Annotated in this window: 15 protein-coding genes, 1 tRNA gene and 1 pseudogene; 11 read left to right on the top strand and 6 right to left on the bottom strand. The window is 65.0% G+C overall.

All coding sequences use genetic code 11. The features are described 5' to 3' along the window. Positions 1-63 precede the first annotated feature (63 nt). From OIS53_RS07355 to OIS53_RS07330, 6 genes are all read left to right on the top strand, one after another. Positions 64-615, top strand: coding sequence for a hypothetical protein (locus OIS53_RS07355; RefSeq protein WP_264681750.1), 552 nt, complete (start codon positions 64-66; stop codon positions 613-615). A gap of 661 nt (positions 616-1,276) precedes the next feature. Continuing rightward, positions 1,277-4,303, top strand: coding sequence for a CheR family methyltransferase (locus OIS53_RS07350; RefSeq protein WP_264681749.1), 3,027 nt, complete (start codon positions 1,277-1,279; stop codon positions 4,301-4,303). Between the two features lie 588 nt (positions 4,304-4,891). Beyond that, the gene (locus tag OIS53_RS07345; RefSeq protein ID WP_264681748.1) at positions 4,892-7,675 is read left to right on the top strand and encodes a PAS domain S-box protein; all 2,784 of its coding nucleotides are present in this window, start codon (positions 4,892-4,894) and stop codon (positions 7,673-7,675) included. 59 nt (positions 7,676-7,734) lie between these two features. Then, entirely contained in the window at positions 7,735-8,526 is a 792-nt protein-coding gene (locus OIS53_RS07340) for a TatD family hydrolase (RefSeq protein ID WP_264681747.1), read from the top strand. A 156-nt stretch (positions 8,527-8,682) separates the two neighbouring features. Then, a complete protein-coding gene (locus tag OIS53_RS07335; RefSeq protein WP_264681746.1) occupies positions 8,683-9,714 on the top strand; it encodes an asparaginase in 1,032 nt (343 codons plus the stop codon). A 179-nt stretch (positions 9,715-9,893) separates the two neighbouring features. Beyond that, a tRNA-Ser gene (locus OIS53_RS07330) sits at positions 9,894-9,981 on the top strand. A 422-nt stretch (positions 9,982-10,403) separates the two neighbouring features. Here OIS53_RS07330 and OIS53_RS07325 read toward each other — a convergent pair. The 4 genes from OIS53_RS07325 to OIS53_RS07310 all read right to left on the bottom strand — a co-directional run bounded on the left by OIS53_RS07325 (position 10,404) and on the right by OIS53_RS07310 (position 15,894). Continuing rightward, entirely contained in the window at positions 10,404-12,740 is a 2,337-nt protein-coding gene (locus OIS53_RS07325; RefSeq protein ID WP_264681745.1) for a xanthine dehydrogenase family protein molybdopterin-binding subunit, read from the bottom strand. Between the two features lie 155 nt (positions 12,741-12,895). Next, a complete protein-coding gene (locus OIS53_RS07320; RefSeq protein ID WP_264681744.1) occupies positions 12,896-13,876 on the bottom strand; it encodes an FAD binding domain-containing protein in 981 nt (326 codons plus the stop codon). A 113-nt stretch (positions 13,877-13,989) separates the two neighbouring features. Continuing rightward, positions 13,990-14,613, bottom strand: coding sequence for a (2Fe-2S)-binding protein (locus OIS53_RS07315; protein ID WP_264681743.1), 624 nt, complete (start codon positions 14,611-14,613; stop codon positions 13,990-13,992). 384 nt (positions 14,614-14,997) lie between these two features. After that, positions 14,998-15,894, bottom strand: coding sequence for a helix-turn-helix domain-containing protein (locus OIS53_RS07310; RefSeq protein WP_264681742.1), 897 nt, complete (start codon positions 15,892-15,894; stop codon positions 14,998-15,000). Positions 15,895-16,218: 324 nt separating this feature from the next. Between OIS53_RS07310 and OIS53_RS07305 the strand changes: the two genes are divergently transcribed. Beyond that, positions 16,219-17,172, top strand: coding sequence for a VOC family protein (locus OIS53_RS07305; RefSeq protein WP_264681741.1), 954 nt, complete (start codon positions 16,219-16,221; stop codon positions 17,170-17,172). Positions 17,173-17,333: 161 nt separating this feature from the next. On the opposite strand, the pseudogene OIS53_RS07300 reads toward OIS53_RS07305, so the two are convergent. Then, positions 17,334-18,680, bottom strand: a pseudogene (locus OIS53_RS07300) (PQQ-dependent sugar dehydrogenase). 526 nt (positions 18,681-19,206) lie between these two features. On the opposite strand from OIS53_RS07300, the gene OIS53_RS07295 reads away from it, so the two are divergent. Both OIS53_RS07295 and OIS53_RS07290 read left to right on the top strand, forming a co-directional pair. Beyond that, on the top strand, positions 19,207-20,544 hold the full coding sequence (locus tag OIS53_RS07295) for a sugar porter family MFS transporter (RefSeq protein ID WP_264681740.1): 1,338 nt from the start codon (positions 19,207-19,209) through the stop codon (positions 20,542-20,544). A 337-nt stretch (positions 20,545-20,881) separates the two neighbouring features. After that, entirely contained in the window at positions 20,882-21,772 is an 891-nt protein-coding gene (locus OIS53_RS07290) for a carbohydrate kinase family protein (protein WP_264681739.1), read from the top strand. 143 nt (positions 21,773-21,915) lie between these two features. Here the strand turns inward: OIS53_RS07290 and OIS53_RS07285 are convergent, their stop codons facing one another. Next, positions 21,916-22,317 carry a response regulator gene (locus OIS53_RS07285; RefSeq protein WP_264681738.1) on the bottom strand — a complete coding sequence of 134 codons (402 nt, stop codon included), beginning with the start codon at positions 22,315-22,317 and terminating at the stop codon, positions 21,916-21,918. Between the two features lie 432 nt (positions 22,318-22,749). On the opposite strand from OIS53_RS07285, the gene OIS53_RS07280 reads away from it, so the two are divergent. Then, positions 22,750-23,202: a hypothetical protein gene (locus OIS53_RS07280; protein ID WP_264681737.1), complete on the top strand. Its 453-nt coding sequence runs from the start codon at positions 22,750-22,752 to the stop codon at positions 23,200-23,202. 199 nt (positions 23,203-23,401) lie between these two features. Next, positions 23,402-25,705, top strand: coding sequence for a heavy metal translocating P-type ATPase (locus tag OIS53_RS07275; protein ID WP_264681736.1), 2,304 nt, complete (start codon positions 23,402-23,404; stop codon positions 25,703-25,705). Positions 25,706-25,807 lie beyond the last annotated feature (102 nt).

Below are 25,807 nucleotides of genomic sequence, written 5' to 3'. Positions count from 1 at the left end.
AACGACGCTCTACCAAAACGGAGCAGAGATTACCGTTTCCGATTATTAACAACGCGCACTACCATGGCAATTTACATCGAAGGAAAAACGCTATGCCCGCTGTGCGGCCAGCCCGTTGAGCCAACCGACTCACCCCGCACAGTCGCCTTTAGCTATTTCGTGCCCAATGAACTCGACCCGCTCTATATCTTCAACGATGCCGTGTTCCACACCGAACACTTCGACGCCCACCCACTGCACGATGCAGCCCTGGCGCGTTTGGCCGAACGAGAGCGGCGCCAAGCCGCCCACACGTGTTATATCAGCGGCACGGAGGCAGTAATAGAAAACTATAAAAACCCAGCCAACTTAATATTCACCGATTGGTTTACCGACGACCCCGCCGACCCGCTGCACGAATACAACTACCGGTACCTTAATAAGTACTACTTTGAACAATGGCCTGAGCGGCAGCGGTTCTTGGACGCGGTGGAACAACTTGACGTGTCGGGCCGGTGGCGAGGGCCGTATCTACGCCAGTTGCTGCGGCAACTTACTAGTCCGTTACAGCCGGCGTGGTCTTCAGAAATGCAGGCCACCTATAAACAGCGGTTTGAAACAGAACACGCTGCCTAATATCGGCGGAGGATTGATAAGCGGAGAATTGCTCCTGCCAACACAAAGTTTGTGTGCGTTTAGCCGTGTAGCGCAGTATGGAAACTTACTCTGCTGCCAATACGCTTTTCAGTTTCTTGCTCTGACGGTCGTAAGCTTGACTGGCTCTGTTGCGAAGCCACCGAATAAGAATACAGTAGCTCACAGCACGCCACCGCTCCACTCAGTATGGAAGCTTTGCCTTCTGACGGGTGGGGGCAGTGGCGCGCTGCGGGTCTACGAACTGCGGCAGGCCGCGGCGTGGCGGGAGTGGAACGGCACCGACGTCGGGCACCACTCGGCCCTGCGGTGGGAAAAAGACCCCTAAGTGCGCAAGCACACCCTCACCCCGCCCGCGCCCCTACTGCTCGCGCCCTGGCGTTTCGGGGGCGTCGCTGCGCCATGCCTGGAAGGGCTGTGAGCCGTGTGCGGCAGCGTGCGTAGACTTGGCAGCCGGGGCTACGTTTCGCCACTGCGCGACCCAAGGGGCGGGTAGGCTGCTCCCGAAACTGCCCTGGATGCAAGGTGCCGAATTATAAACGGCACAACTCAGCCGCCGAATTCGATAGTTTTGGGCCCTGAACCTGGCGGCACCATCCGCGGTTTTACGTAGGTTCAGTAGTCGTTGCGCCTTTTGTGAAGTATGGAGCCTTTTTCTGCCCTCGACCCACCCAATTCCCGCGTTTCTGGTGCCCTGGTGGCGCCCGGCGAAGACCGGCTGCCCGATGTCGCGTACAAGTTTTCCATTGTGGCGCTGGGCGGCTCGGCGGGCTCCCTGGAAGCTTTCGAGCGGTTTTTCCAGAACCTGACTGCCACATGCGGCCTGGCCTTTGTCGTCGTCACCCACCTGATGCCCGCCCAGGACGGCGAGCTGGTGCAGGTGTTGCAGGGCTTCACGGCCATGCCGGTGGTGGAGGCCCGCGACGGGCTGCGCCTGCGCCCCAACCACGTCTACGTCATTCCGCCCGACCGGTACCTGAGCGTGCTGCACGGGCGGCTGCTGCTGCTCCAGCCCACCCAGCCCCCTGGCCGCCGCCTGCCCATCGACTTCTTTCTGCAAACTCTGGCCAAGGACGCCCGCGAGCGGGCCGTGTGCATCATCTTCTCGGGCCTGGGTTCCGACGGCGCCACGGGCCTGAAGCTCATCATGGAGAACTTCGGGATGGTGATGGTGCAGGACCCCGCCACGGCCGCCTTCGACGCCATGCCGCGGGCCGCCCTGGCCACCGAGTTTGTGGACTTTGTACTGCCTCCGGAGCAGATGCCGGCCAAGCTGCTGGAGTACGTGGAGCGCCCCCTGCTGGCCCGCCCCCCGCGCGAGCTGGCCGAGGAGTCGGACACCAAGCCGGCCCACGCCCTCCAGAAAATCTTTCTGCTCATCCGCTCCCAAACCGGGCACGACTTCAGCCTCTACAAGCGCAACACGGTGTTCCGGCGCATCGAGCGGCGCATGAACTCCCACCAAATCAAGGAGTTCGGCCAGTACGTGCGCTACCTCCAGGAAAGCCCCCAGGAGGTGGAGCACCTGTTTAAGGAGCTGCTGATTGGGGTAACCAAGTTTTTTCGCGACCCTGAGGCCTTCGAGAGCCTCAAAAACCACTTGCGGCCCCTGGTGCTGGCCAAGGAAACCGACGCCACTATCCGGGTATGGGCGCCGGGCTGCTCCACCGGCGAGGAGGCCTACTCCCTGGCCATTGTGCTACTGGAGCTGCTGGAGGAGGCCGACCCCGGCCGCTACCTCAAGCTCCAGCTGTTTGCCACCGACATTTCGGCCGAAGGCATCGACGCGGCCCGTACCGGCCTCTACCCCGAAAACATTGAGGCCGACGTGAGCCCGGAGCGGCTGCGGCGCTTCTTCTACAAAGCCGACGGCCGGTACCAGATTCGCAAGGAAGTGCGCGACGTGGTGGTGTTTGCCCTGCACAACATCAACAAGGACGCCCCCTTTACCCGGCTGGACCTGCTCTGCTGCCGCAATCTGCTGATTTATCTCTCGGCTGAGCTACAAAAAAACCTGCTGCCCGTATTTCACTACGCCCTCAACCCCAGTGGCCTGCTGTTTCTGGGGCCCAGCGAAAACGTGACGGGCTTCCAGAACTTGTTTCAGCCCCTGGACCTGAAATGGAAGATTTCGCGCCGTACCGACGCGGCCGTGACGGTGCCGCGGCTGGCCAGTTTCCCGTCGGGCTTGTCGCGCCACCCGGCCACGACGGCCGCGCCCCTTACTCCTCTGTTCATGAATCCAGCTTCTTCCGCTTCCCGTCGCGACGGCGGCACCTTCGCCAGCCTTATCCAGAAGCTGCTGCTGAACCTGTACACTCCGCCGGCGGTGGTTATCAACCCCAAAGGCGAAATCCTGTACGTGCACGGGCGCACGGGCCGCTACCTGGAGCCGGCCCCCGGCCTGAGCGGCATGAACCTGTTTGACATGGTCCGCGAGGAGCTGAACTTTGAAATCAGCGGGGCCGTGCACCGGGCCATCCAGGGCCGCGAAGACGTAACCGTGGACAACGTGCGGGTGCGCCACGATGGTGGCTACCAATTGCTGCGCCTGTGCGTGCGCCCCCTGCACGAGCCCGAGCAACTGGCCGGCCTGCTGCTGGTGGCTTTTGAAGACCAGCCTACCCCGCGCAAGGTACGCCTGGGCAAGGCCGTGCCCAGCGCCGAACTGAGCCGCGACGCCGCAGTAGAGGCCCTCAACGAAGAGCTACAGTACACCAAGCAGCGCCTGCAAACCAGCGTCGAGGAGATGGACAGCTCGCTGGAGGAGCTGAAAAGCACTAACGAGGAGCTGCAATCGGCCAACGAGGAGCTGCAAAGCACCAACGAGGAGGCCATGACCAACAAGGAGGAAATGCAGAGCCTGAACGAGGAGCTGCTAACCCTAAACATGCAGCACCTGGCCAAAACCGAGGAGTTGAGCCAATCGGTCAACGACATGAAGAACTTGCTCGACGCCACCGAAATAGCCATCATCTTCCTCGGCAACGACATGACCGTGAAGCGGTTTACGCCCCGCGTGGACCGCGTTATCCCGCTGGTGCCCTCCGACCTGGGCCGGCCCATCACCCACTTTGCCTCCAATCTGCGCTACAATTACCTGGTGCAGGACGTGCAGCAGGTGCTGGAGCGGCTGGTGAGCCTGGAAACCACCATTCAAACCACCAACGGTGAGTGGTACACTATGCGCATTTTGCCCTACCGCACCCTCGACAACTACATCAGCGGGGCCGTCATCACCTTCACCGACGTAACGGGCTTGAAAGAGTTGGAAAACCGCTTGCAGGAAGCCGCCTACTTTGCCACCAGCATGCAGGAAACCCTGATCCAACCTGTTGTAGTTTTTGGCCAGCACCTGCGCATCTATTTCAGCAACCGCGCCTTTGCCTCCGCCCTTGGCACCACCACCGAGGCCCTGGCCGGCGTGCCGATTGAGCTGCTGGGCTCGGAGTGGAACCAGCGCGACCTGCGTCGCCACCTGGAAAGCCTACTGGACGCCGACTGCACCATTACCAGTTTCGACCACCTGCCTCTGGAAGTGAAGCTACCGGGCCGGGGCCGCTGCCGGCTGCTGCTCTACGGCCGCTGCGTGCTGCACGAGGGCAGCCCCACCGGCCGGGTGCTGCTGGGCATTGAAAGCATAGAAACCCTAAAAACTCCGGCCCCGTAACGCAACGTGTACAGCCTTCGGGGCGGCCGCCTCAGTGAGTGGAAGTGACTAGCTGGTCCTGCGACACGACGTTGACGCGGCGTGCGTGCTGGGAGTGACATGGTATCGTCCTGCCCAGCTTGCCCAATCAAAGGTCGCCGCCGGCAAGCATCTCTCCCGCTTCGTTGTAGTGCTATTGTCATGCTCTATCTGGCGTCTGCTTGTCGAAGCATCTCTACTGGAGGTAATTTCTGACGACTGCACCGAAGCGGTAGAGATGCTTGGCTTACGCCTTCCTACGGTTCGACTTCGCCTCCGGCTGCGCGGACGCCAGATGAAGCAGGACGATTAGCCTCTAGCGTCAGCACGTGAGCTGCTTGCCTGCGGCGACCTTTGCTCGACAAGTCGACGCCCGATGTAGCAGGACCGGCCTTAGCTCCGGCTCGACTGCGGCTGCGCACCCTGGCGTACTGCGCCACCTGCGCAGCAGAACAAACTACCGGTTTTCTATCCCGCTTCGTAGTATATTTCTGTTAATCAATTTGATTTTCCAGCTGCGTCGCGGATGAAGGTCCGGAGGTAGCCGTCCGTTCTTCTTTCCCTACCGCTATGACAACCAACGACCCTAGCGAATCGGCGCACCCGTACGCCAACCCCCACGAGGCCCTGCGCGACCTGCGCCAGCAGGCCGAGCGCCGCCAGCTAGTAACGCAAGGTCTGCCAGCCGACGTCTCGGCTGAGGTACAGCGCCTGGTGCAGGAGCTGCAAGTACACCAGATTGAGCTGGAAATGCAGTACGAGGAGCTGTTGCTGGCCCAGGTTGACGCCGAAACGTCGCGGGCCCGCTACGTCGACCTCTACGAGTTTGCGCCGGTGGGCTACTGCTCCCTGCGCCCCGATGGCACCATCGAGCAGCTCAACCTGCGGGCCAGCCAGCTGCTGGGCACCGTGCGCCAGCACTTGCTGGGCCGCCGGCTGGCTTTGTTCGTAAACCTGACCCACCGCACCGCCTTCGCTGATTTTGTGCAGGCCGTGCTAACCTCTGAGCAGCGCCAGACCACCGTGCTGGAAATGCGCCGCGACGATGGCACCCCCTTCGTGGCCCATCTGGAAGGCACGGTGGCGCCTAACCCGGCTCATCTGGAAGAACCCCGGTGCAACCTGGCCCTGCTCGACATCACGGAGCAGCATCGCACCCAGCAAGCCCTGGCCCTGAGCGAGCAACGCTTCCGGACCCTGTTTGAAGCCAACAGCGACGGGATGCTGCTTATGCGCGACAACCGCTTCGCGAACTGCAACCAAGCCGCGCTGCACCTGCTGGCACTCCCCGACAAAAGCCGGCTGCTGGGCCAGCCGGCTACCGCTTTCTCGCCCGAAATCCAGCCCGGCGGCCAACACTCGGCGGTGTTGGCCGAAGCCTACTGGCAGCAGGCCCTGCGCATTGGCCACTGCCGCTTCGAGTGGGTACGGCTGCGCAGCACTGGCGAGGAGCTCTGGACCGACATTCTGCTCACCGTTATTCCCGAAACCGGCAGCAACTCGCCCCTGGTGCACGCCACCTGGCGCGACATCACCGAGCCGAAGCGGGCCGCTGCCCTGGTGCGCGAAAGCCAGGAGCGCCTGCGAGATGCCCTGCAAGCCTCGGCCATGGGCGTGATTGACTGGAACCTGACCACCGACCAGCTGTACTGGGACGAGCGGGCCCAGGCCATCTTCGGCCATCCATTCCGGAACAACCCCGTGCCTTCGGAGGAGGTACTGGCGCGGGTGCATCCCGACGACCAGGGCCGCCTGCTGGAATTGATAACCAACCTGCGCCCCGGCCAGACGGCTCTGGAAACCGAGTACCGCGTGCTGGCGGGCCCCGACGAGGCCGTGCGCCACGTAACCATGACCGGCCGGGTGCTCACCGACGAAGCTCGCCGGGGCGGGCGCCTGCTGGGCTTGGTGCGCGACATCACGGCCCGCCGCGAAGCCGAGCAGGAGCTGAGCTACAAAAACCGCCTGCTGGAGCACATCGTGGCCAACATGCCCGTGGTGCTGGGCCGCCTCTCGCCCCAGGGCGAGTACCTGGAGCTGGTAGGGCAGGGGCTGCGCCGCGTGGGCGTGCAGGACAATCAGCTGGTCGGCCGTAGCGTGTTCGACGTGTTTCCGACCTTGATCGAGCCCACCCGCCAGCTGCTGGCCGGCCAACAAATCAACTTCCTGGGCTCGGCCGAGTACCAGGGCCAGGCCGTGTACTTCCAGAACTACGGCTTCTTCGACCAGCAGCGCCAGCAGGGCGTGGTGTTTGCCATCGACGTGACGGAATCGGAGCAGCGGCGCCTGCAATTGCAGCACGAGCGGGACCTTATCCAGGGCCTGCTCGCGCACAGCGTCGACGGCATCATTGCCCTGGACGCCCAGGGGCGGGTGCTGGCCTGGAACCAGGCCGCCGAGCGGCTCTCGGGCCTGGCGGCCGGGCAAGTGCTGGGCCTGAGCCTCCCGGAGGTGTCGCAGCTGCTGGGCCAGCCGGCCCCCGATGCCCTGCAAGCCCTGGTGGAGCGGGTTCTGGGCGGCGAGGACTTTGCGCGCCTGGGCTACTACAGCAGCCGGTCCGGCGGCGTGTGGCTCGACCTCTATGCCCGGCCGCTGCCCCTGCCCGAGGGCGCCGGGGCCTTGCTCGTGCTCCACGACGTAACCGAGCAAACCCGCCTCCAGGCCGAGGCCACCCAGCTCAAGGTCCGCCAGCAGCAGCTGGTGCTGGAAGCCGTTCTGAAAGCCCAGGAAGAGGAGCGCCGCCGCATTGCCGAAAGCCTGCACAACGGCGTGGGGCAGCTGCTGTACGCCACCAAGCTGAGCATGGCCAGCCTGGCCCCAACCGAGCCCGTGCAGGCCAGCCAGCGCCTGCTCGAGGAAGCCATCCGGGCCACGCGCACCATTTCGTTTGAGCTGACGCCGGGCATCCTGGCAGACTTTGGGCTGGAAGCGGCCCTACAGGACCTGGTAAAGCGCATTCCGCCCCACCAGTTGGCCGTCGACCTGAACCTGCACGGCTTGCAAGAGCCCCTGCCCGCCACGCTCCAGATAGCCTTGTACCGCATGGTGCAGGAGCTGCTCAACAACGTAATGAAGCACGCCCAGGCCCGGGAGGTATTCGTGGAGGTAAGCCGCGCCGACGGCCAGGTGTACGTGTGTGTGGAAGACGACGGCGTAGGCTTCGAGCCCGAGCACGTAACCCAGAGCCGGCAAGGCCTGGGCCTGGCCAGCATCCGCTCCCGCGTCGAGCTGCTGGGCGGCACCCTATCCATCCGCTCCCGCCCCGGCCACGGCACCGGCATTTCCTTCCAAGCGCCCGTGCCCGCCCCCTCCCCTCCCGGCAATGAACCCCTCGTCATGCCAGCGGCAGCATAACGCTGCCAGCGGCAGGTTAGGCAGTTACCGCAGGGGTGGGGCTTACTACCTTTGCACCCATGCACCTGACCGATTCGCACGCCCACGTCTACTCCGAGCAGTTCAAGCCCGACCAGGAAGCCATGCTGCTGCGGGCCCTGGAGGCCGGAGTCCGGACCATTTACATGCCCAACATCGACCACACCAGCATTGATGCCCTGCTGGAAACCGAAGCGCGCCACCCCCAGCAGTGCCAGGCCATGATGGGCCTGCACCCGTGCTCGGTGGGCAAGCACTTCGAGCGGCAGCTTTACGAGGTGGAAGACTGGCTGGGCCGGCGCCCGTTTGCGGCAGTAGGGGAGTGCGGCATCGACCTGTACTGGGACCAAAGCCACCTGCCCGAGCAGCAGGAAGCCCTGCGCATCCAGCTGGCTATGGCCCGGCAGCACCGCCTGCCCGTGGTGCTGCACACCCGCAACGCCTTCCGCCAGACCGCCGACCTGGTAACGGCCGCCCAGGACGGCACCCTGCGCGGGGTGTTCCACTGCTTTTCGGGCACCCTGGCCGAGGCCGAGGAAGTAATTCGCCTGGGCTTCAAGCTGGGCATCGGGGGCGTGGCTACCTTTAAGAACGGCGGCCTCGACCAGGTGCTGCCCCACGTGGGCCTGGAGCACCTGCTGCTCGAAACCGACTGCCCCTACCTAGCCCCCGCGCCCCACCGCGGTAAGCGCAACGAGCCCGCCTACCTCCCCCTGGTGGCCCACCGCGTGGCCGAGCTGCTGGGCAAGGACGTGGAAGAAGTAGCCGAAGCCACCACCCGCACCACCCAGGAGCTGTTTGGACAAGGTGATGGGGTGACAGGTAACAAGTGACAGGTGACAGGTAAGAAGGAACGTCATGCTGAGCTTGTCGAAGCATCTCTCCCGCGGGCTAATCTCAATCGGGAGGACGAAGCGGAAGAGATGCTTCGACAAGCTCAGCAGGACGTTCTGCTTATCTTCGCCTCATCACCCCATCACCCCATCACTTTGCTCGAAACTTCTATCCTGGTTATTTACACCGGCGGCACGGCCGGCATGGCGTACAACAAGCAAGGCGAGCTGGTGCCCATGAACTTCGAGCACATTCGGCGGAAGATGCCCGAGCTGCACCAGCTGCACATGCAGGTACACGTGGTGAACCTGGGCCCGCCCATCGACTCCAGCAACATCACCGTGGCCGACTGGCTCCGGCTGGCCGCCCTCATCCGCGACAATTACACCCGCTACGACGGCTTCGTGGTGCTGCACGGCACCGACACCATGGCTTACTCGGCGGCGGCGCTCAGCTTCCTGCTCGAAAACCTGGGCAAAACCGTGGTGTTCACCGGGGCCCAGGTGCCCGTGGGCCGCATCCGCACCGACGCCCGCCGCAACCTCGTAACGGCCCTCGAAATGGCTGCCGCCCGCTACCCCAGGGCCGGCACCGTGCGCGTGCCCGAAGTGTGCGTGTTCTTCAACGAGCTGCTCATCCGCGGCAACCGGGCCAAGAAGGTGGAAAGCCAACAGTACAACGCCTTCCGCTCCGAAAACTACCCGCCCCTGGCCAAGGCCGGCATCGAGCTGGAGTTCAACGACAAGCAAATCCGCCTGCTGCCCGCCGCGCCCCTGCGCGCCCACCAGCGCCTCGACGACCGGGTCACCATCCTCAAGCTGTTTCCCGGCATCACCGAGCGCCAGGTGCAGGCCCAGCTCGGCGCCGACGACCTGCGCGGCTGCGTGCTCGAAACCTACGGCTCGGGCAACGCCCCCACGGCGCCCTGGTTTGTGGAGTGCCTGCGCGCGGCCCGCGAGCGGGGCGTGCAGCTGCTCAACGTCAGCCAGTGCGAGGAGGGCCGCGTGGTGCAGGGCCGCTACGAAACTAGCTCCCATCTCACCGAGCTGGGCGTCATCGGCGGCGACGACATCACGGTGGAAGCGGCCATCACCAAGCTCATGTTTGTGCTGGGCCTGGAGCGCGACGAAGCCACCACCCGCCGCCTGCTCGGCCAGGACCTGCGCGGCGAAATCACCCCGATATAAACGAAGGGGTACCCCGGAGCCCCGCCCCGGCCCGCCCGAACGACTGGCCTGGGAATCGTTCTGCCGTTGCCAGCGCCCAGCTCCGGGGTACTCGTGCGGCCGCGAAATCAGGACTGCGGGCGGCGGAAACTTGCGTATCCCAAAAATCGGGTGTTATTTTGCTCCACTTCCCAGCATCCAGAGAGGTGTCCGAGTGGTCGAAGGAGCACGCCTGGAAAGTGTGTATGGCCCAAAAGGTCATCGTGGGTTCGAATCCCATCCTCTCTGCTGAAAACCGCGTTTCTGGTTCAGAAACGCGGTTTTTGTTTTACTGGGGTACGGTGCAGGGGCCGGCTACTGCAACCGGGTTTCGCTTCTCGGGGTGGTCTGGGTCGTGCGGGCTTGGTTGCGTGTGGGAAGCTCAGCTGAAGGTTTGCATCTGAGGGCCTAAGCCACACTTCGCGGCGCTGGCTGCGGCGTGGTACACCAGCACTTCTTTTCCTCGTTCACGGTCAGACCTGCATCCGGGCCGTTGCGTCGCCTAGCGCGTGATGCAGCCGGGGTAAATCGCCCTTGGCCGTTAACGCCGAAATGGTGACGGTGGCTTGCGGCCGGGCCGTAAGCGCGTCGACCACCAAAACTGCGCCGGCACGCAAGGCAGGAGCAATATGGCTAGCGCCGTTGTCCGAAAGGCGGGTTGTGACATGGTGCTAAGCCGGTTGGCGAAGGGCGTTCAGCACCTTGTCTGGCGTCATGGGCAGGTCGCGCAGGCGCCGGCCGGTGGCGTGGAAGAAGGCGTTGGCCACGGCGGCCGTCACCCCCACAATGGAAATTTCACCGATGCCCTTCACGCCCATGGCGTTGACGTGGGGGTCATGCTCGTCGATGAACTCCACCGTCATGTCGGGAATGTCGGCATTGACCGGGATGTGGTAGTCGGCCAAGTTGGCGTTGGTGTAGCGGGCCAGGTGGGGGTCACGCACGGTTTGCTCCATCAGGGCCGCCCCGATGCCGAAAATGCTGCCCCCGATGACCTGGGAGCGGGCGGTTTTAGGGTTGAGGATGCGGCCCGCGGCCATTACGCTCACCCAGCGCGTCACGCGCACGGTGCCCAGCTCAGGGTCTACGTGCACCTCGCAGAAGTGAGTGCCGAAGGCGTGCATGGAGTGCTCGACGGGCGCCTCCTTTTTGTTCATGTCGGCAGTGGCCGACGAGAGTTGGCCTTCGTAGGCGCTGCCGTAGCGGCCCAGGGCGCTGCCTTCCACGTCGCCCATGTTGGCGCGCTTCATCACCTCGCCAAACGTCTCACCGGCGGCCGGCTTGGCTTTCAGCTGGAGGCGGCCTTTCTCCACCACTATGTCGGCGGGCTTGGCCTTGTACAGCGGCGACCTTTTGTCCCCCACCGCCACTGTAATGAGCTTCTGCCATACCTCCTGCGCCGCCAGATACACCGACGACGACACCCGGCCCGCGGCCGTGGAGCCGCCCGACCACTGCGTGGTGGGCAGCACCGTATCGCCCAGCTCGAAGCGCACGTTTTCGGGCGGCAAACCCAGCGCGTCGGCCGCTACCTGGGTGATGATGGTGTAGGTGCCGGTGCCCAGGTCGGTGGCCCCGGCCTGCACCACGGCGCGGCCGTCGGCGTAGAGACGCACGCGGGCGTTGCCTTGGGAGCTGTGCACCGGGTAGGAAGCCGTGGCCATGCCCACGCCCACCAGGTGCTTGCCGTCGCGGGTCTGGCCGTTGCGGGGGTTGCGGTTTTTCCAGCCAAACAGCTCGGCGCCGCGCTGGTAGCACTGCTTCAGGCTTTTGCTGCTCCAGGGGTGGCCGTTGGTGGGGTCCTTCTCGGCGTAGTTCAGCAGCCGCACTTGGAGGGGGTCGAGGCCAAGCTGATAGGCCAGATCGTCCATGGAGCACTCCAGGGCAAACGAGCCGGGCATGTCGCCGGGGGCGCGGGTGGAGGTCGGCGTCATCACGTTGGCCCGGCCCAGGCGGTAGGTGGCCTCAAAGGCGGGGCAGGCGTAGAGCATGTTAACAATGCGGCTGTTGGTTTCGGCGTAGTCTTCCCAGGGTGAGGTGGTAGACGTCTTTTCGTGCACCAGCGCCAGCAGCTTGCCCTCCTTGGTAGCGCCGAGGCGCAGCGTCTGCTCCTGCTCTTCGCGGAAGCCCATGCCCGTGAACTGCTGCGGGCGGGTGAGCACCAGCTTCACCGGCCGCCCCACGGCCTTGGCCGCCAGCGGGGCCAGCACCACGTGGGGCCACACCCAGGCCTTGCAGCCGAAGCCGCCACCGAGATATTTATTGACCACCCGCACCTGCTCGGTCGCAAGGCCCAGCATCAAAGCCAGCGTCTTCTGCGTTTCCGACACGCCCTGGGTGGTGTCATATACCGTCAGGCGGTCCGGGGCTTCCCAGTGGGCGGTGGTGGCGCCCGGCTCCAGGGGGTTGTGGTGGGTGGTGGCGTGGGTATAGGTGGCCGTCAGCTGCACCGGGGCGCTCTGGTACGCGGCCTGCGCATTGCCGCGCTTGGTGACGCCGGGCAGGTAGCCGCGGATACTCTTCGGAATGTAGAGCTGCGCCTTGGGGTCCTGGTACGAGGACACGGGCTTCTCGGGGGCGTAGCTTACTTGCAACAGGGCAGCGGCGTACTGGGCGTGTTCCAGCGTATCGGCCACCACTACCGCCACGGGCTGCCCGGCGTAGTGAATCTGGTCCGAGGTCATGGGCAGAAAGCCCATCGGCGCATTCAGGGCCGCTTTGTTCTCGGGCGTGTTGGGCGTTTTGGCCAGCTTAGGCAGGTTCTCGTGCGTGAGAATGGCCAGCACGCCCGGCTGCCGCTGGGCCGCACGGGTATCAATGCTTTGGACGCGCCCCTTGGCCACGTCGCTGGTTTTGAGCACGGCGTGCACCAGACCTAGCAGCTGGTTGTACTCGGCCGAATACGTGGCGTGACCGGTCACCTTGGCCCAGCCATCGACGCGGTTCAGGGGCTGCCCGACAACACCCGGCGCGGCGTTGGTTTCAAAGAAGTGTGGTTCGGTGTTCATGGTAGGGGCGCGTTGCACGCGCCCGGCCGCTTGCACGACCAGGCACGAGAGTAAATTCAAATGCAAATCAGCGGCTCCGTGGCCGGGGGCAAGCAGGAGCGTCGTGCAAAAGAGTAGGAATGCTGTACCAAAGAGTGGGCGCGTACAACGCGCCCCTACGCCACTTGCTGTAAGGCACGCACTAGGGTGTTCTGGGCCAGCTCTACCTTGAAGCGGTTGTGCTCCCGTGGCCGGGCGCCCTGCACGGCCGCCGCCGCTGCCGCGCGGAAGGTAGCCTCAGTGGCCGGCGCACCGGTCAGCACATGCTCGGCTTCGCGGCTGCGCCAGGGCTGGGCGCCCACCCCACCCAGCGCCACGCGGGCCGTCCGGATGGTGCCGCCCTGCACGTCCAGCCCCACGGCGGCCGAAGCCAGGGCGTAGGCGTAGCTGCTCCGCTCACGCACTTTCAGGTAGGTGGAGCGCGTGGCGTGCGCCGCGGCCGGAATGGTCACGGCCACAATCAGCTCGCCGGGTTCTAGTACCGTCTCTTTGTGGGGGGTGTTGCCGGGCAGCAGGTAGAAGTCCGTGAGCGGCACGCGGCGCTGCTTGCCCTTCGGGTTTTCCAGCGTGAGCACCGCATCAAAAGCCGCCAGGGCTACCGACAGGTCGCCGGGGTAGGAGTTGGCAATGCAGCTCTCGCTTACGCCCAGAATGGCCAGGTTGTGGTTATCCCCTTCCAAGGCCGGGCAGCCCGAGCCGGGCACGCGCTTGTTGCAGGGAAAGGCCGGGTCGCGGAAGTAGCCGCAGCGGGTGCGCTGCAAGAGGTTGCCCCCGATGCTGGCCATGTTGCGCAGCTGCGGCGAGGCCGCCAGCAGCAGGGACTGGGACACGGCCGGGTACTGCTGCACCACCAGCGGGTGCTCGCCCACCGCGCTCATGCTTTCCAGCGCCCCGATGCGCAGCCCGTCTTTGGTCTGCTCAACGCCGCGGAAGGGCAGCTGGTTGATGTCGATGAGCTGGGGGTGCTCTTCCAGGTGGGCCTTCATCAAATCCAGCAGCGTAGTGCCTCCGGCAATGTAAGCCGCCTGCGGCGTGTCCTTGTGCCGGCCGGTGGCCTCCTTAGCCGTAGCCGCTTGGGTATAGCTGAAGTTGTTCATGGTGTGTAGAGGTGAGGGATGAGAAGGCAGAGGCGAGACTGGGCAGTGAAAGGCTCGCAAGTCCGATGCTGGTTGACGCCCACACCTTACTTCTCACCTCTTCTATCTCACTTCTACCCTTTGCCGGCCACTTCACGCACGGCGGCCAGGATGTTGGGGTAGGCGCCGCAGCGGCACAGGTTGCCGCTCATCCACTCGCGGCATTGCGCGTCGGTGGTAGCGTGGCCCTCCTGCACGCAAGCCACGGCCGACATAATCTGACCGGGGGTGCAGTAGCCGCACTGGAAGCCGTCGTGCTTGAGGAAGGCCTCCTGCATGGGGTGCAGCTGCTCGCCCTGGGCCAGGCCCTCGATGGTGGTAATCTCCTTGCCCTGGCTCATTACGGCCAAGGTCAGGCAGGACAGAATGCGCCGGCCATCCACGTGCACGGTGCAGGCCCCGCACTGGCCATGGTCGCAGCCTTTTTTGGTGCCGGTCAGGTCCAAGTGCTCCCGCAGAGCATCCAGCAAGCTCACGCGCGGCTCTACCCGTACCGGGCGGGCCTGGCCGTTGACGCGCAGGGTGATGTCGGTAGCGCCCTCGATAACCTTGGCGTAGGCCGTCAGCCGTTCGGCCTGGCCGACCAGCGGCGGGGCCAGGGCCAGGCCGAGCGCGCCGCCGGCCTGCTTCATGAACGAGCGCCGCGAGTTGTCGGCCGGCTGCGGCGGGTCCGCGTTGGGAAATACATCAGACTGCATGGCGAATGAGGATAGCAGAAACGAAAGTCAACCAGGAGAGCCCAACAGCCGACGCCTGGCGGGAGCGAACTGCGGCGGACCGGGAGCGTAAGTCAAGCCGACCTGTTCTGGCTGATCAGCTCATGCCAGATGCAGACCGCGGGGACAACCAGGATGGGTACCCGAATGCTGGTGCCGCCGCCCGAAACGCCAGCTGGCCCGTTGGTGCCGCACCCATGTACTGAGTATACCAGCTGGCAACGAGGAAGTTACTCCCGTTTTTACGAAAGCCCAAGTATTGTTTGAAACTCTTACTAATTGGTTTGATAAGTATACTCTGTGGCCTTGCAGATAGTAGGTTGGGCACCCGCGTGCTACCGACTGGTTACGCTGCCGGCCCCACGCTCAGGTAGCCCGACGGAAGGCAAGCGGCGTGGTGCCCGTGTGCTTCTTGAAGAAGTTGTTGAAGTACGTGGGATACTCGAAGCCCAGGCTGTAGGCAATTTCGGCCGTGCTCCACGAGGTGTGGTGCAGCAGGGCCTTGGCTTCGCCAATGACCCGCTCGGCAATGTGGGCGGTGGTGGGCTTGCCGGTAACTTCCTTCACCGCCCGGTTCAGGTGGTTGACGTGCACCGAGAGCTGGTTGGCAAAATCCTGGGCGGTTTTCAGCGGCAGCGCCTGGCCGGGACTTTCCACCGGAAACAGCCGCTCCAGCAACTCCAGAAACAGGGCCGTAATCCGGGACGACGCGTTTCTGTGCTGCACGAAGCTTTCGGTGGGCTGCATGCGCAGGGCCTCGTGGATGAGCAGCTGGAGGTAGGTGCGGATCAAGTCGTTTTTGAACAGGTACTCGGTGTCCTGCTCGGCCAGGATTTTCTGGAAGATGCCTTGGACGTAGGTGGCCTGCTCGGCGTGGAGGTGGAAAACGGGCGTGCCCCCGACTTTGAACAGCGGCGACTGGTGCAGGCTCTCCGACCGGTCGTTTTCCTTCACAAAGGCCTCGGTAAACAGGCAGGAGTAGCCCGTCAGCCGCGGGGCGTGCAGCTCGATAGAGTAGGGAATGTGCGGATTGGCAAACATCAGGCTGGCGCCGTTCAGCTCAATGCTCCGGTCGGCGTAGTGCACGGCGCAGGGGCTGGTTACCAGGGCCACCTTGTAGAAGTCCCGGCGGCGGTACACCGGCCCCGAGTTAACCGCCGTGTCGACTTGGTACGCCTTGAAACCTTTCCGCTGTAGTTCCTGGGCATTCAGGTCTTGATGGGAGCTGAGGGGTCGGGCAGTGGGGGCTACTTCGTGACTCATAGCATTACGACGCAAACGACGGCATCACGCGGGTGATTCGCCAGGTGATTTGAGGAAGGAAGAAGCGCGCCGGCAGAACCGGTGCGCATCAGCCGCCGGCGGCCAGCTTTCCGCCCCGGCAACTCTTCTACGGTGGTTTCTACCAAATGCGTACGCCCGGTAGGGCCGGTGGCTGGCTTAGGAAAACCTGGACCTGGGTTTAGGCTGTGCTCGACGACGATTCGGTGGCGGCGTAACGGTGTACGGGAAGTTACCGTTGGAGCTTCTGGCGCGGCATCTGGCCCGGCTTCACCTTCTACTCTGGTAACGATACCTGTTTCCGCTATGGCCTTCACCATGAGAAATGACGCGGCTTTTCCTTACCCGTCGCGCACCCCTGAGCAGATTGGCCGGCACCCATCTGGTTTTCAGGCGCCCCAGCCGGCGCGGATTGGGACCGTTACGTTGCAGGTGGCTGATGTGGAGCGGTCATTGGCCTTTTACCAGGGCGTGATTGGCTTTCGGCAGCTTGCTGTTTCGACGGACGGTGCGGCACGCTGGGTTACCCTGGGGGCGGCCGGCGACGAGCGGCCCCTGCTGGTGCTAGTTGAGAAGCCGGGCGTGCGCCCCGTGCCCCAGGGCGGGCGGCTGGGCCTGTATCATCATGCCGTGCTGCTGCCCAGCCAAGCCGACCTGGGCCGGCTGCTGCGCCATGCCCGCTCCCTGGGCGTGCACGCCGGCGCCTCCGACCACCTGTACAGCGAAGCCCTCTACCTGGTGGACCCCGACGGCCTGACCGTCGAAGTGTACCGCGACCGACCCCGCAGCGAGTGGCGGGTGAGCCCGGCCGGCGAAATTCTGAGTGCCATCGAGCCCTTGCAGGAGCCGCAGGTGCTGGCCGCGGCAGGCTCCGAGGCCTGGGCTGGATTGCCGGCGGGCACTACCATCGGCCACGTGCATTTCTACGTGGGCAACCTGGCGCAGGCTCAGGCATTTTACCACGCGGGTCTGGGCCTGACTCAAACGCTGTGGAGCCTGCCCACGGCCAGCTTCTTGGCAGCGGGCGGCTACCACCATCACGTAGCCGTCAACACCTGGGCGGCCCGCTCGCCCGTCGCCACCGCCGACGATGCCAAGCTGCTCACCTGGGAATGGCTGCTGCCCGACGAGGCCGGCTTGGCGGCTACCATCGACAGTGTGCGCCAGGCGGGGTTCCGGGTAGAATACTCACCGGACGGCACCGCCCTGGCCCAGGACCCCTGGGGCATCACCGTCCGGCTGGTGGCCGAGGGCGCCTAGCTCGGCTCCGGGCAAGCTGCACGGGAAATCCTGAAAAGCGGCCAGACCATCCTGCTAAGCACCGGCGAAGCAGGATGGTCTGGTGTGCGGGTAGATCCGTACGCTGCCCGGCGGCGGCTTTAGCGGCTGGCTTGGCTTGGGCCACCGCCCGGCTGCTTGTCCTAGCTGGCGCGCACGTGCCAGAGGGTGTTGCCGGCGTCGTCGGCTACCAGCAGGGAGCCGTCGTTCAGAACCGCCACGCCCGCGGGACGGCCGTAGGCTTTGCCGGAGTTGTCGTCGGTCAGAAAGCCGGTCAGGAAGTCTTCGGCGGGCCCGGCGGGGCGGCCATTCTCGAAGGGCACAAACACCACCTTGTAGCCCGAGAAGGTGGAGCGGTTCCAGGAGCCATGCTGGCCGACGAAAGCGCCGTTGCGGTATTTGGCCGGGAAGGCATTTTGGTCATAGAAAGCCAGTCCCAGCGAGGCCGAGTGCGCGGCCAGGCGCACGTCGGGCACCAGCGTTTTCTGCACTAGGTCGGGCCGCTCGCCCTGGCGGCGCGGGTCCTCGTTCGGGCCGAAGTAGGCGTAGGGCCAGCCGTAGAAGCCGCCGGCCTTCACGCTGGTAATGTAGTCGGGCACTAGTTCGTCGCCCAGCTCGTCGCGCTCATTCACGGCGGTCCAGAGCTGGCCGGTGCCGGGCTGCCAGTCCATGCCCACGGGGTTGCGCAGGCCGGCGGCGTAGATTCGCTCAGCCGAGCCGTCGGGGTTGATTTCGAGGATGTCGGCCCGGCGGATTTCGGTTTCGGCCCCGTGCTCCTGCACGTTAGAAGCGGAGCCCACCGACACGTAAATCTTGGAGCCATCGGGGCTGGCCAGCAGGTTGCGGGTCCAGTGGTTGTTGTAGCCGCCCACCGGCAGGTCCAGGATTTTCTGGCCCGTACCCGTCAGCTTGGTTTGCCCGGCCTGGTAGGGAAAGCGCAGCAGGCCATCGGTGTTGGCCACATAGAAATAGTTGCCCAGCACCAGCATGCCGAAAGGCTGGTTGAGGCCGGTCAGGAAGGTTGCGCGCACCTCGGGCTGGCCGTCCCGGTTTGCGTCGCGCAGCAGAGTAATGCGGTTGGCGCTGCTTTCCTGCAAGGATTTGGCCTGCTTCAGGCCCTGTTTCTTCTCGCCTTTAGCCGTGGACGTCCGCTCCACCGTGTTGGACTCGGCCACGAAGATGTCGCCGTTGGGTGCCTAGTAAATCCACCGCGGGTTCTGCAGCTCCCCGGCGTACCGGACAATGGTAAACCCAGCCAGCCCGGTCGGCTTCTTACCGGCCGGCCAGCCGATAACCTGGCTGAATTTTTTGGCCTTGTGCGTGGTGTCGGGCCCCGGCAAGCGCAGGGGCTGCCCCGGCGCCGAAGCAGTGGTGGCCTGAGCGGCAGACTGAGTGGAGGCAGCGGCTTGCTGGTTTTCCGGCTGGGCAGAGCCGCCGCAGGCAGCCAGCAGGCCCAGCCCCGGCAGGAGGCGCGCAAAGTTGAGGGTCATGGAAGAAGTTGAAAAAATAGAAAGAATAGGTTGGGCAAGTGCCGGCTACCCGGCCGCCATTGCCGCGGGCCGGCTGCTTGTGGCGGCTGACCCGGCAGTCGTAAGCAGCTGAGAGCCAGAGGATAGATAATGCCGCCTGGGCCGGCAGAAAGGCGGCGCGGGTTCCGGGTAGCCAGCCGCCGCCGAAACTTGCCTACGCCGTCCGCCGGTTGGGGTTCCGGTTGAGTTTCGGCCGGTGGCTGGCTAGCGGCCAGGCTCGGCAAGCGGGCGGAGAAGTTCCGTAAGGCATCTTTTGAAGAGCAGTGCTCAGCAGGGCGCTGGCCTAGTGCTGAGCTTGCCTCCCGCCTCGGAGCTGGCAGGCGGCCGGGCGAGTAGAACCGCCGCCATCTGGCATCCGTTTGCCAATCTGAAGGTCGCCGGAGGCGAGCCGCTCACGTGCTGACGCGCGAGCGGTAGCCTGCCATGCGCAGCCCGCCAGCCACCATCTAACCGACTTCTCAAACCGCTCACCACAACTCTTGGCAGCATGAAAAACCGCAGCGTGTATTTCTGGTCCCTGGTGGTGGCGCTGGGGGGCTTTCTGTTTGGCTTCGATACGGCCGTTATTTCCGGAGCCGAGCGGGCCGTGCAGCAGGTGTGGGGCCTTACGCCGGTGCAGCACGGCCTCACCGTTTCCATTGCCCTGATTGGCACCGTGTTCGGGGCCATCTTCGGGGGCATTCCGTCCGATAGGCTGGGGCGTCGGCAGACGCTCATCTGGATTGCCGTGCTCTACTTTGTGTCGGCGCTGGGTGCGGCCCTGACGAGTAGCTGGGGGGCATTTCTGGCGTTCCGGTTTCTGGGCGGGCTGGGGGTGGGGGCCTCGTCGGTGACGGCGCCGCTCTACATTTCGGAGGTGTCGCCGCCGGAGTCGCGGGGACGTATGGTGAGCATGTTCCAGTTCAACATCGTGCTGGGCATTCTGGTAGCCTATCTGTCCAACTACCTGCTCACGGGCGCGGGCGCGGAAGACTGGCGCTGGATGCTGGGCGTGCAGGTGCTGCCGGCGGCCGTGTTTTTCCTGCTCCTGTTCCGGGTGCCGGAAAGTCCGCGCTGGCTGATTGGGCGGAGCCGGGTGGAGGAGGGGCGCCGGGTGTTCCAGCTCATCAACCCCGCCACCGCCGACCAGGACGTGGCCGCCATCCGGACCACCACCGCCACCGACGAAGCCAGGGAAGGCGGCCGGTCCTTGTTTGCGCGCCAATACCGCGGGCCGGTGGTGCTGGCCGTGCTGTTTGCCGTCTTCAACCAAGTGTCAGGCATCAACGCCATCATCTACTTCGCCCCGCGCATTTTCGAGATGACCGGCCTGGGCAAAGGGTCGGCCCTGCTGTCGTCGGCGGGGCTGGGACTGGTCAACTTTGCCTTCACCCTACTGGCCCGGCAGTTCATCGACCGGTTTGGGCGGCGCAAGCTCATGCTCATCGGTTCCTACGGGCTGATTGCCACCCTGGGGCTGGTGGCGGCAGCCTTCTACCGCCAGGACTTCAGCGCCCTGGGCGGCCTGCTGGTGCCGGTGCTGCTGTTCGTCTACATTGCCTTTTTTGCCTTTTCGCAGGGCGCCGTCATCTGGGTGTTCATCTCCGAAATCTTTCCCAACACGGTGCGCGCCCAAGGTCAGGCCCTGGGCTCGTCCACGCACTGGGTGATGGCGGCCGGCATTGCCTTCACCTTCCCCTACCTGGCCGAGCGGCTGGGCGGCGGCCACACGTTTGCCTTCTTCTGCGCCATGATGGTGCTCCAGCTCCTGTTCGTGTGGCGCCTGATGCCCGAAACCAAAGGCACCAGCCTGGAGCAGCTCGAGAAGACGCTGATACTGCATTGATGGAAAAGTGAGAGGTGAGAGGTGAGAGGTGAGAGGTGAGAAGTGAGAAGTGAGACAGGAGAAACGCAGCCCCGGAGGGTCGGCATATCGGTAGAAAATCTAGAAAATCTGGGTCTGTACCCGGTGTAAGCCCCAGCGGAGCGGCACCTATCGTTTGCGGATAATTGTGTCGCCCCGCTGGGGCTTTGAACAACTAATGCTTGCTGGTTGCTACCGATATGTCGCCCCGCTGGGACTGTGGTTCTCCTGTCTCACCTCCCATATCTCACCTCCCATATCTCACCTCCCATATCTCACTTCTCACTTCTCACCTCTCACTTCTCACCTCTCACTTCTCATGTCTAGCAAACTTGTCTGCTTTGGCGAAGTGCTCTGGGACGTGCTGCCGACCGCCAAGCAGCCGGGCGGCGCCCCCTGCAACGTGGCCGTGCACCTGCACCAGCTCGGCCTGGCCGTGGACCTTATCAGCCGTGTCGGCGACGATGAGCTGGGCACCGAGCTGCTGCAATTCATCCAGTCCAAAGGCCTGCGGACTGACGGTGTGCAGCGCGACAAAGCGTACCCCACCGGTGTGGTGCAGGCCAACGTGGACGACGTCCAGGAGGTGACGTATGAGATTGTGCAGCCCGTGGCCTGGGACTACCTGGAATACACGCCCGCGCTGGAAACTCTGGTGGAGCAGGCCACGGCGGTGGTGTTCGGGAGCCTGGCCGCCCGGCAGGCCACCACCCGCGCCACGCTGTTTCGCCTGCTGGAGCACGCCCGCTTCAAGGTGTTCGACGTAAACCTGCGCCCCCCGCACTACACCCCGGAAGTAGTGCAGCACCTGCTTGAAAAGGCTGATCTGGTGAAGATGAACCACCACGAGCTGCACGAAATCATGGCTTGGCTGGGGGCAGAAATCGACGAGTCCGCGGCCGTGGCGGGGCTGGCCCGCCGCTTCGGCCTGCAGGCCGTGTGCGTCACGAAAGGCGCCGCCGGAGCCCTGCTCTACACCAACGGCCAGCTCTACCGTGCCCCCGGTGTGCCCGTGCAGGTACAGGACACCATCGGCAGCGGCGACGCCTTTCTGGCGGCGTTGCTCAGGGGCTGGCTCACGGGCCAGGAGCCCGGCGCGGCCCTGCGCTTCGCCTGCGCCACCGGGGCCCTGGTAGCCACGCACCGGGGCGCTACCCCCGCGCTTACCGAAACCGACGTGGCCGCCCTGCTGGCCGCGCGGGCAGAATAGGCAGGCACGCGACAAAACACCACCCCGAGCGGAGACAGGGCCTGCAACAAGACGCTGCCAAGCTCACGGGCGGACGCCGGATGAGGCAGGACCAGCCTACACCCCGCTTTTTGCCAGGCCTAGTGCAGCCTTGCGCTGGGCGGCTACGTTTCCTCTAGCTGACTACTGGCGCGGGCCTGGATTGCGCCTAGCTGCAAGGCATCCAGGGGCTTGTGAATCACCCCGCCGACCAGGGAAAACTCCCGCGCCCGGTCGGCAACCGTCCCGGCCAGGGAGGAGGTGAGGATGTACACCAGGCAGCGCCCCCGGAGCTGGTTCTGGTAGGGCTGGAGCGCCGCCAGAAAGTCCCAGCCGCTCAGCACGGGCATGTACAAGTCGAGCAGAATGAGGTTGGGCAGCTCATCTTCCCCAGCTGTCAGCACGTATTCCAGCGCCTCCGGCGACGACTGGAAAGCGCGAAACTTCTGCTCGTATCCGGCATCCTGCACCAGCTTCTTGGTTAGGAAGATGCTGGTATAATCGTCGTCCACCAGTAGGGTCCGCATATTCTCCTGCTTGTTTGTGAGCGAGGGCGCGGGCCACCGAAGCGGCCGGGCACTCACCAGTTGAAACAAAACCACACTTCCTCTTCACCACACTATCCCACCTCCACACCTAGCTAGCGGCTTGCGCCTACGCACAATGTAATGGGTATTAAAAAGAAAATTACCGTCGAGAAGTTTCCAAGCTAAGCCATTCTGTATAACCCATTTTGAGTTTGCGCAGTCCTTTTTTGGGAACCGGGTGAGCCGTGCGCCTTCCGCCTGGGCTAAGCACGGCCTGCATCAGTTCAGGCCAGGCCCCTAAGCAGGCCAGGGCCGTGCCGCTGAGCTAGGCCAGCCAGCCGGCCAGGCGAGAGCAACGGGCCGCTGAGAGGCAGGGCTTTGCCAAAACAATTAGCACTGCTTACCTTAGCTTAAACTTTTAGCCAGTTGGGTATGACTGCCAAAAGAAAAAGCCCGCAAATTCTTGTCCTCGACACTTCCCAGGCCGGCGAAGCTGCTGCACCTGCCCTCCTGGACTCCGCTGCCACCCAGGCAGCAGCCCACCCCGCTCCCGACTTCGACGCCTCCCTGTGCCCGCACTGTGGCGAGCCGCTGGCGTGGCACGAAGAAACGTGCGGCGCGGCAACTCCCGCCGCGCCCAAGCAGGAGGGTAAATCCTCCGGCGCAAGTGTGCCTGCTGCGGGCGGCCTGGAACCCACGCCCTTCATGTACGCCCTAGGGCAGCCCGTGCAACCCGCGCCGTCGGCTTTGGCCCGCACCGTTATCTGGCGGGGCCAGGTGAAAGCCCGCCATCCGCATACGGGTTTGGTGCGCCGCCTCAACGTGTACCGCCTCGACGACGGCTACTGGGACTGCTACTACGAAGCCGAGCTACAGGCGGCCTAGCTGGCACTGCCCGGTGGCGGCGTAACTCCGGGGCTATACTTCCGGGCCGGCCTCCAGAGCGGCTGGGAGGGTAGCAGGGCGCGAAATCTTACACCTTTGGGCGCGAATCCTGGCTAGGGCAGGGATGTTTCGGCGGGTTTCTTTGTAGATGCTGGTGGGGCCCTTTGGGCCTCGCTGTAGCTACTCAAGTATCCGTGTTATGCATCCTGCCCACCCTACCCGCCCTGCCGCCGCTGCCGAACCAGCAGCGCCCACCGAAACGGCCACCCTCGTCATTGAGGGCATGACCTGCGCCTCCTGCTCCGCGTTTGTGGAGCGCACCCTGAGCCGCACGCCCGGCGTGCAGCGGGCCACCGTCAACCTGGCCAGCGAAAAAGCCACCGTCGAGTACCTGCCCACCCACATAGACCGCGCCGGTCTGAAGGCCGCCGTGGAGCAGGCCGGCTACCAGGTGCACGAGCCCGCCGCCCCGGCCGCCAGCCCCCTGGCCGCCGACGAAGAGCTGGCCGGGCGCCGGGCCGCCGCCTACCGCCAGCTGCTGCGGCGCTTCGGGGTGGCGGCGGTGGGGGCGGCCCTCATCATGCCCCTGAGCATGCTGATGCTGTGGCCGGCCCTGGCCCAGCGCGTTTCCATGCCCGTGCTCAACTATGGCCTGCTGCTGCTCACCTTACCAGTGGTGCTTTACAGCGGCCGGGAGTTTTACGTGGCCGCCTGGAACGGCCTGCGCCACCGTACCGCCAGCATGGACACGCTGGTGGCTATGGGCACCGGGGCGGCCTTTCTGTACAGCGCGGCTGCCACCGTGGCCCCGCACTGGTTTATGCGCCAGGGCCTCATGCCCGAGGTCTACTACGACACCACAGCCACCATCATTGCCCTGATTCTGCTGGGGAAGGTGCTGGAAAGCCGGGCCAGGCAGCGCACCTCGGCGGCCCTACGGGCCCTGCTGAGCTTGCAGGCCAAAACCGCCCGCGTGGTGCGCCACGGCCACGAAGCCGACATTCCGGTGGAAGAGCTGCGCCTGGGCGACGTGGTGGTGGTGCGCCCCGGCGAGAAAGTGCCCACCGACGGCGTGCTGCTCGACGGCCACTCCGCCCTCGATGAAAGCATGCTCACCGGCGAGAGTATGCCCGTGGAGAAGCAAGCCGGGGACCCGGTGCTCGGGGCCACGCTCAACCGCGCCGGCTCCTTCCGCTTCCGCGTCACCAAGCTGGGCGCCGACACCCTGCTGGCCCACATTGTGCAGCTGGTGGAAGAGGCCCAGGGCAGCCGCGCCCCCATCCAACGCCTGGCCGATACGGTCAGCGCCTGGTTTGTGCCGGTGGTGGTGCTGATTGCCGTGCTTACGCTCGGGGTGTGGCTGCTGGCGGCTCCGGCGGCCGTGCGCCTGCCGCTGGCCCTGGTCAATTTCGTGGCCGTGCTCATCATTGCCTGCCCCTGCGCCCTGGGCCTGGCCACGCCCACGGCCATCATGGTAGGCACGGGCCGGGGCGCCGAGCTGGGCGTGCTCATCCGCCACGCCGAGGCCCTGGAAAAAGCTCACCGCGTCGATACTGTGCTGCTCGACAAAACCGGCACCATCACCCGCGGCGAGCCGGCCGTGACCAGCTGCACCCTGGCCCCCGGTGCCCCACCCGACACGCTGGCCCGGCTGGCGGCCGTAGAGCGCCTCTCCGAGCATCCGCTGGCCGCGGCCGTGGTTCGCTACGCCGGGCAGCAGGGGGCTGACCGCCGGGAAGCCACCAGCTTCCGGGTCCACCCAGGCCGCGGGGCCGAAGCCACCGTGCTCGGCCAGCCGGTGCTGATTGGCAGCGTCCGGTGGCTGCGGGAGCAAGGCATTGTGCTGCCCCCGGCCCTGGCGGCGGTGGCCGAGCAGGAGCTAACCCAGGCCCGCACCGTGCTGGGCGCCGCCATTGGGGGCGCGGCCGTTGCCGTGCTGGCCCTGGCCGACACCGTGCGCGACACCAGCGCCGCCGCCATCCGGGACTTGCAGCGCCAGGGCTTAGAAGTGATAATGCTGACCGGTGACAACGCCCACACCGCCGCCCAGGTGGCCCGGCAGGTTGGCATCAGCCGCTTCTGGGCCGAGGTATTGCCCCCGGACAAAGCCAGCAAAGTGCGGGAGCTGCAAGCCGAAGGCCGCACCGTGGCCGTGGTCGGCGACGGTATCAACGATGCTCCCGCCCTGGCCCAGGCCGATGTGGGCGTGGCCATGGGCAGCGGCACCGACGTGGCCCTGGCAACGGCCGGCATCACCCTCATGCGCCCCGACTTGCACGGCGTTGTCACGGCCCTGCGCCTGTCGCGCCGCACCATGCGCACCATCCGCCAGAACCTGTTCTTCGCCTTCGTGTACAACGCGCTGGGCATTCCGGTGGCGGCGGGCCTGCTGTACCCGTTCACGGGCTGGTTGCTTTCCCCCATGCTGGCCGCCGCCGCCATGGCCCTTAGCTCGGTATCGGTGCTTACCAATTCCTTGCGCCTGCGCGCCACCCCCATCTGAATGGCACAGACTGCGCGGGGCATTCGTCGCGGATAGCTGGCCGGCAGCTTTTGCGTACAACCTGAATGGTCGTCCAGAGCTTGTAAACGCTGTTTTCCGGGC

The sequence above is a fragment of the Hymenobacter sp. YIM 151500-1 genome (genome assembly GCF_025979885.1).
Lineage (GTDB): Bacteria > Bacteroidota > Bacteroidia > Cytophagales > Hymenobacteraceae > Hymenobacter.
Note: the sequence above shows the minus strand (reverse complement) of the source record. Positions and strands in the feature narration are given on the sequence as shown.